The following is an 11,837-nucleotide window of genomic DNA, read 5'->3' as shown; positions in this document are numbered from 1 at the left end:
AATGATCATCTGTAAACAGGTGAATTATCTCAGCACCTGCTCCATCCACGGCACCTATTGGGTCAAGAACGAAGCCGCACAAACTGACGCATTGCGCCTGGCGAACTGGATGGTGAGCCATGGAAGGACGGTCTGCGACCGGGAACAGCTCATCGATTCGATTTTGCTGTTGGGCCGCAACGCCGGGTTGGACTGCGAGATGTGCTCAAGGCAGTCCGAAGGTCTCCAGGATTTTTCATGAGGACGCAGGCGACCCGCGCAGAACGGCTCATTTGCCCTAACCCCGTGGTTTTGAGGAGCCGCGCGGACACTCAATAAGGCTGGGGAGAAGTTTAAGGCAGCCGGCTCCCAACTCGAGCACCGATCAAGTCTTTAAGGCAAACACCTTCACCTCAAACGAGCCCAGGTCGAGACTTCGTGGGTCGCTGTCACTTGTGAAGACCAGGTCACCGCAGGGTTCAAACGAGCACGGGATAGCCGAGAGGTTTGCCCGCAATTGTAATGTTGTCTGGCCAAGTTGCCAGTCAACGAAGACCGTTTCCGCGGGGGAGGGGACAATCGTACCCGCGTATCCCCCCGCCTCGGCCAAAAGCGGAACTATTTTCGTCTGCCTTACGGCCAGGATCTCTCGGATCCAGTTACTCCAAGACGTTCCCTCCGACGCTTCCGCGTGATCCCACCGTAGTTTTGACATTTGGAAAGTTGACGGCGTGTTGGGGTCGGGAATGTCCTCTTTGCTTGAACCGGCAGGATACCCACCAAAGTTCTCGGCTTCCTGGGACCGGTTTGCGCGAATGATCTCAGCCAGTTCTCCCTCATAGTCGCTGAAATAGTGGAAGCTGTTTATCTCCTTGTAATCGTCACCCATGAACAGGAGAGGGATTTGTGGCGACATTAGCAGGATGCACACAAGTGCCCTGTACAGCCGGTCATCTATCCGGGAAGCCAACCGGTCGCCCAGCGCGCGGTTGCCCACCTGGTCGTGGTTTTGCAGAAAATGGATGAACGCAGTGGGTGGCAGCGACGCCGGAGCAGGCAGGTCCTTATCTACGGTCGGCTGACCCGGACTTAAGTAGCCCTCGGCCAGCACCAGACGTAGCTCTTCCCATGGATTACGCTTGAATTCTTTAAAATGCCCGATGGTTTCGCCAGTGGTTATCCGGTGCACGATATGGTGAAAGGCGTCGTTCCAATCCGCAACGAAGAGCCCTTTTGCCAACAGATCCGTGCCGTTGGGCGGGTTCTCTGTCATCAGATGGACATGCCGGTCCGGGAAAGCGGTATATACCGTCTCAGAAATCTCGTGAAGAAGATGCACATCACTGTCATCTTTGATGTAGTCAATGGCATCAAACCTCAAGCCGTCGAGCCTGAATTCGCCAAGCCAATATAGAACATTGTCAATGAAGTAGCGACGCACCGCGTCGTTGCCATAGTTGATGGCAGGGCCCCAGGGCGTGTCCTGCTCGGTGTGAAAGAAGCCAGGCGCGAAGCGGGGAAGATAATTCCCTTCAGGCCCAAAATGATTGTAGACCACGTCCAAGAATACCATTAGCCCGCGCTGATGGCCGGCGTCAATCAAAGCTTTGAATTTTCGGGGGTGCCATAGGCCCGATACGGGGCATACTGAAGAACCCCGTCGTAGCCCCAACCTCGTTCTCCTGGAAAATGGGCGATCGGCATGATCTCGATGGCGGTAATGCCAAGTGCTGCCAAGCGATCAAGTTTGTCGATCACCGCAAGGAACGTACCCTCGGACGTGAAAGTGCCGACGTGAAGTTCGTAAAGAATGGTTTCAGGCCAGGCACGCCCCTTCCAAGAAGTGGTTTTCCATTGATAACTTTCGGGGTTGATGACGATCGACGGGCCGCTGACATCCTGAGACTGGCAGCGCGACGCGGGGTCGGCGACGACCGGCCCACTACCCAAGGAGAAAACGTACTCCTGGCCAAATGGACGTCCGGCCACGATCACCTCAAACCAACCGTCTTTTGCCTGATTCATACCGTGGCTCTGATTAGCCAGGCTCAGGTTTACGCTGTCCTCAGCGGGAGCCCATAATCGGAATTGAATACCGCCTTCAACCAGCCGCGGTCCCCAGGCCGGATGCACGGTCTTTTTCTCAGCAGACTTAATAACTTCACCGAGTGGGGTTGACTCAGGCTGTTTCACTTCTCGCTCCTCAAAACGGCAACGCGGGTTTGGGAGCGGTCAACTTCAAACGAGGCTTCGGGTTCCAGGCTCAACGCAGTTTCGGTAGAACATGCTCACCAAAAAACCGGACAAATTCCAGTTGATTGCGGCCCCGGTTGTGTAGATAGATTTCCGAAAAACCCATGTCCTTGTATTCGCCTATCCAGGCAATATGATCGTTGGGAGGCGTCGCCTTAACCGGCTGGTGCGGATCGAGGCAATAGTCTATCGGCATGACTGACGATGCGTCCGCCCGATACAAACGCCACCGCTTTCCAGCCGAGATCATCGCGCATGCGGTATGGCTCTATTACCGGTTCCCGCTGAGCCTGCGCGATATCGAAGACCTGCTTGCCGAGCGCGGCATTGCCGTCTCGTTTCAGACCGTCTCAGAATGGACGACTAAGTTTGGCCGGAAATTCGCCCACCAACTCAAGCGGCGGTCGATCGGCAACTTCGCAGACAAATGGCATCTCGATGAGATGGTCGTATCGATCAAGGGCAAGAAATACTGGCTGTGGCGCGCCGTCGATGCCAACGGCTACGTTCTCGATGCTCTGCTGCAAAGCCGCAGAAACAAGGGAGCCGCTCTTCGGCTGATGCGCAAATTGTTGAAGAGCCAAGGTGTTGCGCCGCGCGTGATGGTGACAGACAAGCTGCGTTCTTATTCCGCCGCAAAGAGAGAGATCATGCTGGGGATCGAACACCGTTCGCACAAAGGGCTCAACAACCTCGCAGAAAATTCTCACCTTCCCGTTCGACGACGAGAGCGACGCATGATGCGGTTCAAGTCGGCAGGTCAATGCCAACGTTTCGTCTCAACCCACGGCCAAATTGCCAATCTTTTCCAACTTCATCGAAAACACCTGAATGCCGCTGATCATCGCCAACTCCGCGCCCTCGCCAGCGCCACCTGGCGTGAGATCGCGTTGCCGATCCAAGCCTGAAATTCAGGACAAAGAAATGATTGCGTCCTACGTTACTCTATGGGACACGATCGCAATTCGTCTTTCATTGATCTCGCGAACTATGTTGGCGGGAGCGTCGTAGCTCGCGGTTAATACACTATGCTCAGGCAATCCCAACGTTTTTCGAAACCTCATCCGCCTCGTTTGCCAACGTCTCGTAGTGCGTTTGACGCCCACTGCTTTCTCGCCAATAAAATCCCACCTCACGCCGCTCGCTCCAATCGTCGATTGACAGCAACTTCACATCGTCCTCCTTTCTAAACTCGGCGCGTGCGTAAAGCTCTGGGAAGAGCGAACATCCCATTCCGATCGAGACCATTTGACGAATGGAATCAAGGCTTGTGCCTTCGTAGTCGTCAACAACAATGGCGCCCGAAGCTGCTGCCAGATGGTGCACGTTTTCCATGAGTCTGTGACCACTGCCGAGTGCCAAAAGCGTTTCATCGACAAGATCAGAAATCCCAACCGACCGCTTATCCGAAAGTGGGTGGTCTGCGGGCACGCCTAAGAATAGTTTCTCGTTCCCAATGCGTCGAAACTTTAAACCCGATCTCTCGGGCGCCGGTCCAAGACCGCAGTCCAGCGCACCCGTCGCCACGGCGTCTTCAATGTCGACCGGGCGGTCTTCTCTAATGTAGATTTTGAGACTTGGAAACTTGCGATGAAGGCCAGGAAGAAAATGCGGAAGAAAATAAGGACCGAACGTCGGCGCTGTCGCGAGCCGCATCACTCCGCCTAGATTTTCCGTATCGCCGACCGCTCTGTCGACTATGTCGTCGACCGACGCAAGCGCCAGTCGAGCGCCTCGCGCGATCTCGGATCCAATCGGTGTGGTGATGACGCTGCTCGGTGTGCGCTCAAAGAGCGTGACGCCTAGGGACTTCTCCACCAATCCAACCTGAACGGACAGAGTCGGCTGCGAGACATGGCAGTGTTTCGCGGCTTTCCCGAAGTGCCGCAAGTTATCGAGCGCGACGATATATTCCAGTTGGCGAAGAGTAGGTCGGTAGGCCATCTTTCCGATAGTTATGAACTATCGGTGGAATTGCAACAATGAATTGGAACTATGGCAGAGAATGCCCGATATTTGTGTGGTCAACGAAAGGAAAATCAAATGGACCAGTTCTTGAAGTCACTTCGTAGCCGCAAGGCGCATGTCCAGTCTCGTATCGACGACGAACAGTCGCGGCCAGCACCAGATGGCCTCCGCTTGAGCGCGCTTAAGAAATTGAAGCTGCGTTTCCGGGAGCAGATCGAGCTCATCGAGCGTCATAACCGCCAGAGCATGCCGGTCCTCATCCCTGTCGCCAAACGAAGATCGCTCAAGCTCTAGAGGAAGGGATGACAATGTACAAACACATCAGTCGACAAGATCACAGATCTTTAGAGGCTAACGACGCTCTTCACAAGCTCGTCAGTGGCTACCGAGCGCTCAAAAAGCGAATTGGGACCCGCTCAGTCGTGGCGAGCAAGACTACCATGTCCTGACCAGACGATCGCAGTTGATCGCTGCGATGCGTGGGTCACATCAGAGAAGAGCTGGAAATTCGGCGAAAGGCAAGGTCAGCTCGCCGAGCGAAGCAATACACTTTTGTTCGTCCCAGCAGCGGACCTATCGCCCCTCAATTTCCTATCGCTGTCCGGGCCCCTCTGACGAAAGATGCCGGTCTTTTCGTGATGTCGGACTTCAATAAAACCGGATCGCCGGCTGGAGTTTCTCACGTGGAGTTAACGTTACTTTTCGCTGATTGGTTGGGAAAACCCGTCTGGATGTGGCTAGGGTTCCTCGGTATCGTGCTTGCACTCCTGATTTTTGACTTGGGCGTTCTCCACCGCGAAAATCGCGAGATCGAGGTCAGGGAAAGTCTGCTTCTCTCATCCGTCTACGTTTCGCTCGGCCTAGCCTTCGGAGGATTTATCTGGTGGCAGCTCGGTCCTGAATCGGGGATGAACTATCTCACAGGTTTCGTGGTGGAAAAGACCCTGGCGCTCGACAATGTGTTTGTCATCGCGCTGATCTTTTCGTTCTTTGCCGTTCCCCGGATCTACCAGCATCGCGTGCTGTTTTGGGGCATTTTGGGTGTGATCGTGCTTCGCGCGATCATGATCGGAGTGGGTGCAACACTCGTCTCTCAGTTCTCCTGGGTGCTCTATGTCTTCGCCGCCTTCCTGATCATCACAGGCGTCAAAATGCTCTGGATCGGCGATAAAGAGCCGGAGCTGGCTGGCAATCCCATCATTTCCTTCCTTCGCCAGCGGCTAAACGTCACTGAAGGGCATCACGGTCAGGCCTTCTTCGTGAAGAAACAGGATCCACTAACCGGCCGCTTGAGGTGGTTTGTCACACCGCTGTTCCTAGCTTTGGTCATGGTCGAACTCGCCGATATAGTCTTTGCAGTCGACTCGGTTCCTGCGATCTTCACGATCACTACAGACCCGTTCATCGTCTACACCTCGAACATCTTTGCGATCCTGGGACTTCGCGCTCTCTACTTCGCGCTGGCAGCCATGATCCATCGATTTAAATATCTGAAGCCGGCCCTTGCCATCGTGCTCGTGTTCATCGGCTCAAAGATTTTTGTCGCAGATCTGCTTGGCCTCGAGAAATTTCCCGCCGCTCTCTCGCTCGGGATTACCTTCGCTATCATCGCGGCGGGCGTGTTCTGGAGCCTCGTCAAAACACGCGACGACACGCATCCTGCTTAACCATCGTTTTATCAAAAGCTAAGAGAAAGCCCCAATGATCTCTGATATTTTCGCAAGCCTGGTCGCATCCTTAGCTATCGATCGCTGCAGGCCGAAACTGTTGAGGAGGTGCAGGCAGCACGCCAACCCGTGGCGACCGTCAAACGCTTAAGCCGCATCGCGTCGCAATGACCGACGCTGCTTGAGCGCGCCTCTAGCGACTGGGGTTGGGTCGCGACGACGGCGATCCATGTCTCGGGTTGCTTTACATGTCTAGAGGATTTGCTTGGTTGGAAAGACCCCGTCTGCTCAAGCGTGATCCGAGCGCTGAATGCCTCAGCTGCGAGCGGGCCTTGATCCGTATGCAGCGTACACGCAACGGAGATGATGCGCGCTGCTCCCTGACGGCGAAATCCGCGGTGTGGCATCGCGCCATGCACAAACTTTTGATTGTTGCTGGAGCTTCACGCGGTTTTTGAGTTCAAAGTGATCTACGCTTTCGGTGAAAAACTGCTTCTTCTTCAAGCATATGTGCCGCTTCAGTCGGGGCTGCGACAGATGAATAGCCGGATTAAATCCGATCGATGGTTCACTGGTTGGCCGTTGTGCGATCATGGCGTCTGGCAAGGGGGTTACCGAGACGCAATCGCGATTGAAGTTTTTGACGAGGGCCTTCGCCATTCCGTGGATTGAGAGCCTCAGATCAACGCAGATGTACGTCCACGCATTGATCCGAAACAGCCCAATCCGCGTAAAACGGGAGAGATGTATATGGAGAATTTCAATGGATGCTGTCGCCAACCAGGGCTGCCGTTTGTCAGCGGCATATCGTCCGACTCAAGAGGAAGCGGAAGAAGCAGTGCGGACTCTTCTTCGTTGGGCCGGAGACGATCCCAACCGGGAAGGCTTGCTTGAAACGCCGAATCGGGTTGCGAAGGCGTATCGCGAGCTGTTTTTCGGCTACGAGGTGGTGCCGGAGGATGTTCTTTCCAAAACGTTCTCAGAGGTAGCTGGTTACAAGGACATGGTCCTTGTGAGGGACATCGGGTTTCATTCACATTGCGAGCACCACATGGTGCCGTTTCACGGGATCGCCCATATAGCCTATATTCCGGACAGGTGCGTGGTCGGGCTTTCAAAGCTGGCTCGGCTCGTAGAACTTTATGCCCGCCGGCTTCAAACCCAGGAAACCATGACCGCGCAGATCGCAAAGGCTCTGGATGAATGCCTCCGGCCGCAGGGTGTTGCAGTGATGATCGAGGCTGAGCACATGTGCATGGCGATGCGAGGCATCCGCAAGGAAGGCGCCAAGACGTTGACCACCGTGTTCACCGGCCAGTTCGATGTGTCGGCGGAGCGGCAAGCGCGCTTCATGATGCTGGCGCGGACATGAAACGCTTACGGTGACTGTTGCAACCTAAAGAGCGTGAAATGACCGAAACGCTGATGCGATCATTATCTCACGGGTACTCCGCCTTGGTCCTTGGGGCGAGCGGCGGAATAGGTCAGGCGTTTCGCTGGCAGTTGGAGATGGATGCCGGCTGCGGCAAGGTCGTATGCCTTTCGCGTAGAGATGACGCTTTCGATGTTACCGACGAAGATTCTGTGCTGCGCGCCGCCGACAGGATGAAGTCGGAGGCATTCGATCTTATCGTCTGTGCTACAGGCGCACTGACCATCAATGGGCTCGGACCAGAGAAGTCGCTTCGTCAAATTTCACAGCACTTAATGATGGCGCAATTTGCGCTCAATGCCATAGGACCTGCTTTGATACTCAAGCATTTTGTTCCGTTGCTCGCGCGACGAAAGCGCGTGATCTTCGCAGTTTTGTCGGCGCGCGTGGGCTCCATTGGTGATAATGCGCTCGGAGGATGGATTTCCTATCGTTCGTCCAAGGCCGCTCTCAATCAGATCGTTCACACCGCCGCGATTGAAGTGAACCGGACGAACCCCTCATCCTTGCTCGTCACCGTGCATCCGGGCACCGTTAAAACGGACCTGTCCGCGCCATTCGCGTCGGGACACAAGCGTTTCGAGCCCAATGATGCAGCGCGCCGCATCCTGGAGATGCTCGACGGTCTGACGCCGGACCGTACGGGCGGGTTCTTCGCCTATGACGGAACCGCCATCGCCTGGTAGCCGTAGATGGGTGCTCCATATCCACACGGTTTGCAAAGTCGCCTCCCATGAGCACTGTCCGCAATCTCATATTCATACTCGGCGATCAGCTGACGTGGTCGCTTTCGAGCCTTGAAGCTGCCGATCCCGGGCGGGACATCATCTTGATGTGCGAGGTGATAGAGGAAGCCACCTATGCACATCATCACAAATTGAAGATGGCGCTGATCTTCTCGGCCATGCGGCATTTCGCCATCGAGCTTCGCGAAAAAGGCTTCGACGTCCGATATGTCCATCTGGACGATGTAGACAACACGGGTTCGTTCACCGGAGAACTCGCCCGCACCGTCGCGGCAATATCGCCAAAGCGCATAATCGTAACCGAAGCGTCCGAATGGCGCGTTCTTCAAGCCATGAAACCTTGGAAATCTGCGTTTGGCTTGCCAGTGGAAATTCGCCCAGACACCCGGTTTCTGGTGTCCAAACAGGACTTTCAGACATGGACACAAAGCCGCCGCGCGCTGACGATGGAATATTTTTACCGCGACATGCGCCGCCGCACCGGTCTCCTCATGAATGGAAAGGATCCGGAAGGCGGACGGTGGAACTTTGACGCAGACAATCGCAAGCCCGCCCAGGCAGACCTTTTCCGTCCAACGCATCCACGCTTCCCGCCGGACGCGGTGACGCGGGATGTCCTCGACCTCGTCGAGCGCAGGTTTCCACGTAACATGGGGTCGACGGCCCAGTTCTCCTTTGCCGTGACCCGCTCCGATGCACAAAAAGCGGCGGATGCCTTCGTTCGAGACTTCCTTCCCGATTTCGGCAAAACGCAAGACGCAATGCTGAAAGAGGAACCATTCCTCAACCACGCGCTCTTGTCCTTCTACATCAATATCGGCTTGCTGGATCCTTTAGAGATATGTCGGATGGGCGAACGTGCCTATAGGGAGGGACACGCGCCGCTCAATTCGGTCGAGGGGTTTATTCGACAAATCATCGGGTGGCGCGAATACATCCGTGGAATCTATTGGCTGAAGATGCCAGGCTACGAGAAGAGCAACATTTTCGAAGCAAAACGACCCCTTCCGGATTTCTTTTGGACCGGCGAAACCGACATGGCCTGTGTTTCATCCGTCATTACGCAGACGATAAAGCACGCATATGCGCACCACATCCAGCGCCTGATGGTCGTTGGGAACTTCTCGATGCTGGCGGGCCTGGACCCCTATGCTGTCCACGAATGGTATCTGGCCGTCTATGCCGACGCTTTCGAATGGGTGGAATTGCCCAACGTCATTGGCATGAGTCAGTTTGCAGACGGCGGCTTCATGTCGTCCAAGCCGTATGCCGCGAGCGGCGCCTACATCGCACGTATGTCGAACTACTGCGGCGGATGCCGATACGACGTTTCGAAGAAGAGCGGAAAGGACGCCTGTCCATTCAATGCCCTGTATTGGGATTTCATCGTTCGAAACGCTGATAGCCTCTCCAAAAACCATCGTCTCGCCCAGATTTACTCCTCTTGGGGTCGTATGAGCCTGGAAAAAAGGAAGGCGTATCGGAACAGCGCATCCAAGTTTCTGCAGAAGCTGGACGATGGTGAACGGGTTTGAAAGGGCTTCATCCTCCAGCGATTCATCCGGTACGTATCATTGAGGCGGAAACTCCAGCTTGCGCACGTCATATCCGAGTTCGCTCGCTTTCCTTATCATGCGCTGGAGCTTCGTCTTGGAGGGAACGGCACGGGCATAGATCCAAAGGTCCGTCGTGGATGGATTGGCGCTGATGAACCAGGATTTGTCAGGTGATTTGTAGAGCACCCAGTAATTGAACGTGATCAGCAACGGGTATCGAACGCGCATCTTCGCATTCGTCGACCCGAAGTCCTGGATCTTGCCGTTTCCGCGAACCGTCTTGAGGCGGCCGTCCGGCGGCTCCATCCGGCAACCGTCCTCAATCAAGACCTCGTCGGGTGCTTTGCCTTGCCGGTAGGTCGAGTAACCCGCGACGCATCCGTCCGTCATGAACATGGGTGTGCGACCGATCTCCAGCCAGGTGCCGCTGTAGTGATCTGGGCCGACTTTGACGACCTGGGGCGCCCCAGATGCAGTTCCAGCAACGCCTAACAGGAACGCTGCCAACAGAGCAGTCCCGATCGTGAGCGTGACCCGTTTCATAAAACCCTCCCTATTACAGGTTATGATCTTCCTAGCGCAGTAAGCAATTGTTGTTGTAGAATGTATTCGTGATATTCATCTGAAGATTGGAAAAAGATGACAGTATTCACACTGTAAACGCCTAATCTCACTGACAACCAAGAAGGTTGCATTCCAAGTTTCATCAATCGTCACGCATCTCACGATTTTCCGAATCCGAAGGCCAGCCTGATGATTTGCAAAATAACATCACGGCTTCTATCGCTTTTTTCTTGTCTGTAAATGGCCCCTGAAGATAGTGCGAGCGGCCGTTGAATTCGACGAATACTCCTTTTCCGACAACATCATAGATGATGTTAATCTTAGTTTCGCTAGACATTATTGCCTCCAACGCCTTACGATGATTTATTTTACTGCAGTATCGACAAGTTTTGGCATATCCTATGGAGAAATATTTATAGAAGCCGTTTTATTGAAGTTAAAAGTACAATGTAAATGGTGGCACCCCGCATAAGCAGAGTTCGTATCTAGAATGCGAGGCGCCATTACTACCTCACATCGGGGGCATGAGGACCTTGTCAATCACGTGAATAACGCCATTGTCGGCTACTACATCCGCATTCACGACTTTTGCCTCGTTGACAGTAACGCCATTTTCCAAATCAACGGAAAGCTCAGCGCCGTTAACTGTTGCTGCCTTCATGTCGTCTTTGAGATCTTTTGACATCACCTTGCCGGAAACAACATGGTAGGTGAGAATTTTGGATAGCTTGTCCTTGTTTTCCGGCTTCAGAAGGTCCTCAACGGTTCCAGCCGGGAGAGCCGCAAAGGCATCGTCAGTCGGTGCAAAAACAGTGAAAGGACCGGCGCCTTTAAGGGTGTCGACAAGGCCTGCTGCTGTTACCGCTGCCACAAGGGTCTTGAACTGACCATTTGCCTGCGCGGTGTCGACAATGTCAGCTGCGTGAGCGCCATACGCTGCGGAGGAAAGGGCGAGTGTGGATGCAAGAAAAAATCTCTTCATTATGCGTTCCTTCCGTCTCTCTCGCGTGCCATACGCGGTTTTTGAACACCTTCATGTACGAGCACTTATAGAAATCGGATCAGTGAAGATGGCTTGGGTCCAGAAATTCCAATACTCTTTCTGAAGGGAAGTACGGGAACAGTCCGGTGCGACAACTTTCGTAGGCCTGAAGACGCGCCGAAGCCATCGCGCCTCCTCGTGCCCGCGGCGTAGCGCAGTGTGCTGAAGCAGTTTCGGGCATGATGCGACCATCGGTCAAAATCTTTAAGTGGCATTACGGGTTGCATGCTGAGCAGAATGTCGGGGAAGCGCGCTCGCCATTTGACCTTTCAACTAACTGCTCATGGCCGCAAGCGGCGCAACCCATAACATCATGAGACGGCAATTGCGTTTGCGAATTACATTCGCTGCAGCATAGCCCCGCCGCTGTTCCAACCCAGCCCCATCCGGGATGGTCGCACTGGGGACAGGCGGTCATTAGGCGTTTGACAAAGCGCTTGCCTAGCTTGGCAATGACGGACATGCGTCGAGGGTTCATGTGCGCTCGCATGTCTGTCTGGATGCGCGCCAAGCTGCAGGGTGATTGTGTAACGGCTGTTATGACCGCCTCGCTCAAAGCCGCAGCATCTCTTATGCCCTTTGCGGTCACCACGTCTGTGCCGACGACACTCACAATTAAAGCATACTGAG

15 protein-coding genes are annotated in these 11,837 nt (G+C 54.5%); 7 read left to right on the top strand and 8 right to left on the bottom strand.

Going from position 1 to position 11,837, the window contains the following annotated elements; translation table 11 throughout:
- A partial coding sequence (locus ACSQ3I_RS27705; RefSeq protein WP_436004346.1) for a hypothetical protein occupies positions 1-241 on the top strand: 241 nt, incomplete at its 5' end.
- A 123-nt stretch (positions 242-364) separates the two neighbouring features.
- On the opposite strand, the gene ACSQ3I_RS27700 is transcribed toward ACSQ3I_RS27705, so the two are convergent.
- The 3 genes from ACSQ3I_RS27700 to ACSQ3I_RS27690 all read right to left on the bottom strand — a co-directional run bounded on the left by ACSQ3I_RS27700 (position 365) and on the right by ACSQ3I_RS27690 (position 2,428).
- Positions 365-1,537, bottom strand: coding sequence for an alpha-amylase family glycosyl hydrolase (locus ACSQ3I_RS27700; protein WP_436004352.1), 1,173 nt, complete (start codon positions 1,535-1,537; stop codon positions 365-367).
- A gap of 41 nt (positions 1,538-1,578) precedes the next feature.
- Entirely contained in the window at positions 1,579-2,172 is a 594-nt protein-coding gene (locus ACSQ3I_RS27695; protein ID WP_436004344.1) for a hypothetical protein, read from the bottom strand.
- Positions 2,173-2,242: 70 nt separating this feature from the next.
- The gene (locus ACSQ3I_RS27690; protein WP_436004342.1) at positions 2,243-2,428 is read right to left on the bottom strand and encodes a hypothetical protein; all 186 of its coding nucleotides are present in this window, start codon (positions 2,426-2,428) and stop codon (positions 2,243-2,245) included.
- Between ACSQ3I_RS27690 and ACSQ3I_RS27685 the strand changes: the two genes are divergently transcribed.
- Positions 2,427-3,140: an IS6-like element ISRsp9 family transposase gene (locus ACSQ3I_RS27685; RefSeq protein ID WP_050746878.1), complete on the top strand. Its 714-nt coding sequence runs from the start codon at positions 2,427-2,429 to the stop codon at positions 3,138-3,140. The genes ACSQ3I_RS27690 and ACSQ3I_RS27685 overlap by 2 nt on opposite strands.
- Positions 3,141-3,264: 124 nt before the next feature.
- Here ACSQ3I_RS27685 and ACSQ3I_RS27680 read toward each other — a convergent pair whose 3' ends face one another.
- Positions 3,265-4,176, bottom strand: coding sequence for a LysR substrate-binding domain-containing protein (locus tag ACSQ3I_RS27680; protein ID WP_160862629.1), 912 nt, complete (start codon positions 4,174-4,176; stop codon positions 3,265-3,267).
- Between the two features lie 99 nt (positions 4,177-4,275).
- Between ACSQ3I_RS27680 and ACSQ3I_RS27675 the strand changes: the two genes are divergently transcribed.
- The 5 genes from ACSQ3I_RS27675 to ACSQ3I_RS27655 all read left to right on the top strand — a co-directional run bounded on the left by ACSQ3I_RS27675 (position 4,276) and on the right by ACSQ3I_RS27655 (position 9,580).
- Positions 4,276-4,494: a YdcH family protein gene (locus tag ACSQ3I_RS27675; protein ID WP_436004339.1), complete on the top strand. Its 219-nt coding sequence runs from the start codon at positions 4,276-4,278 to the stop codon at positions 4,492-4,494.
- Positions 4,495-4,883: 389 nt separating this feature from the next.
- A complete protein-coding gene (locus tag ACSQ3I_RS27670) occupies positions 4,884-5,867 on the top strand; it encodes a TerC family protein (RefSeq protein ID WP_436004350.1) in 984 nt (327 codons plus the stop codon).
- A gap of 763 nt (positions 5,868-6,630) precedes the next feature.
- Positions 6,631-7,239, top strand: coding sequence for a GTP cyclohydrolase I FolE (gene folE, locus ACSQ3I_RS27665; protein WP_436004337.1), 609 nt, complete (start codon positions 6,631-6,633; stop codon positions 7,237-7,239).
- 38 nt (positions 7,240-7,277) lie between these two features.
- Positions 7,278-7,985 carry an SDR family NAD(P)-dependent oxidoreductase gene (locus tag ACSQ3I_RS27660; RefSeq protein ID WP_261005857.1) on the top strand — a complete coding sequence of 236 codons (708 nt, stop codon included), beginning with the start codon at positions 7,278-7,280 and terminating at the stop codon, positions 7,983-7,985.
- Positions 7,986-8,032: 47 nt separating this feature from the next.
- A complete protein-coding gene (locus ACSQ3I_RS27655; protein WP_160862632.1) occupies positions 8,033-9,580 on the top strand; it encodes a cryptochrome/photolyase family protein in 1,548 nt (515 codons plus the stop codon).
- 36 nt (positions 9,581-9,616) lie between these two features.
- Here the strand turns inward: ACSQ3I_RS27655 and ACSQ3I_RS27650 are convergent, their stop codons facing one another.
- The 4 genes from ACSQ3I_RS27650 to ACSQ3I_RS27635 form a co-directional block, all read right to left on the bottom strand.
- Entirely contained in the window at positions 9,617-10,144 is a 528-nt protein-coding gene (locus tag ACSQ3I_RS27650) for a lipocalin family protein (RefSeq protein WP_436004334.1), read from the bottom strand.
- A gap of 163 nt (positions 10,145-10,307) precedes the next feature.
- Positions 10,308-10,502 (bottom strand): hypothetical protein, encoded by a 195-nt coding sequence (locus ACSQ3I_RS27645; RefSeq protein WP_160862634.1) that lies wholly within the window; start codon positions 10,500-10,502, stop codon positions 10,308-10,310.
- A gap of 174 nt (positions 10,503-10,676) precedes the next feature.
- A complete protein-coding gene (locus tag ACSQ3I_RS27640; protein ID WP_261005856.1) occupies positions 10,677-11,147 on the bottom strand; it encodes a fasciclin domain-containing protein in 471 nt (156 codons plus the stop codon).
- A gap of 274 nt (positions 11,148-11,421) precedes the next feature.
- Positions 11,422-11,796 (bottom strand): DUF6671 family protein, encoded by a 375-nt coding sequence (locus ACSQ3I_RS27635; RefSeq protein ID WP_436004348.1) that lies wholly within the window; start codon positions 11,794-11,796, stop codon positions 11,422-11,424.
- Between the last annotated feature and the right edge of the window lie 41 nt (positions 11,797-11,837).

It is taken from the genome of Rhizobium sp. LjRoot30 (assembly GCF_964253915.1).
Taxonomy (GTDB): domain Bacteria; phylum Pseudomonadota; class Alphaproteobacteria; order Rhizobiales; family Rhizobiaceae; genus Metarhizobium.
The sequence above is the reverse complement of the archived record's forward strand: the minus strand, read 5'-3'. Positions and strand labels throughout refer to the sequence as shown.

Bases quoted from the DNA above. Each gene is read 5' to 3' on its own strand.
- ACSQ3I_RS27680 (WP_160862629.1), bottom strand. From the start codon at position 4,176: ATGGCCTACCGACCTACTCTTCGCCAACTGGAATATATCGTCGCGCTC.
- ACSQ3I_RS27655 (WP_160862632.1), top strand. From the start codon at position 8,033: ATGAGCACTGTCCGCAATCTCATATTCATACTCGGCGATCAGCTGACG.
- ACSQ3I_RS27645 (WP_160862634.1), bottom strand. From the start codon at position 10,502: ATGTCTAGCGAAACTAAGATTAACATCATCTATGATGTTGTCGGAAAA.
- ACSQ3I_RS27690 (WP_436004342.1), bottom strand. From the start codon at position 2,428: ATGCCGATAGACTATTGCCTCGATCCGCACCAGCCGGTTAAGGCGACG.
- ACSQ3I_RS27640 (WP_261005856.1), bottom strand. From the start codon at position 11,147: ATGAAGAGATTTTTTCTTGCATCCACACTCGCCCTTTCCTCCGCAGCG.
- ACSQ3I_RS27650 (WP_436004334.1), bottom strand. From the start codon at position 10,144: ATGAAACGGGTCACGCTCACGATCGGGACTGCTCTGTTGGCAGCGTTC.
- ACSQ3I_RS27660 (WP_261005857.1), top strand. From the start codon at position 7,278: ATGACCGAAACGCTGATGCGATCATTATCTCACGGGTACTCCGCCTTG.
- folE (WP_436004337.1), top strand. From the start codon at position 6,631: ATGGATGCTGTCGCCAACCAGGGCTGCCGTTTGTCAGCGGCATATCGT.
- ACSQ3I_RS27675 (WP_436004339.1), top strand. From the start codon at position 4,276: ATGGACCAGTTCTTGAAGTCACTTCGTAGCCGCAAGGCGCATGTCCAG.
- ACSQ3I_RS27685 (WP_050746878.1), top strand. From the start codon at position 2,427: ATGACTGACGATGCGTCCGCCCGATACAAACGCCACCGCTTTCCAGCC.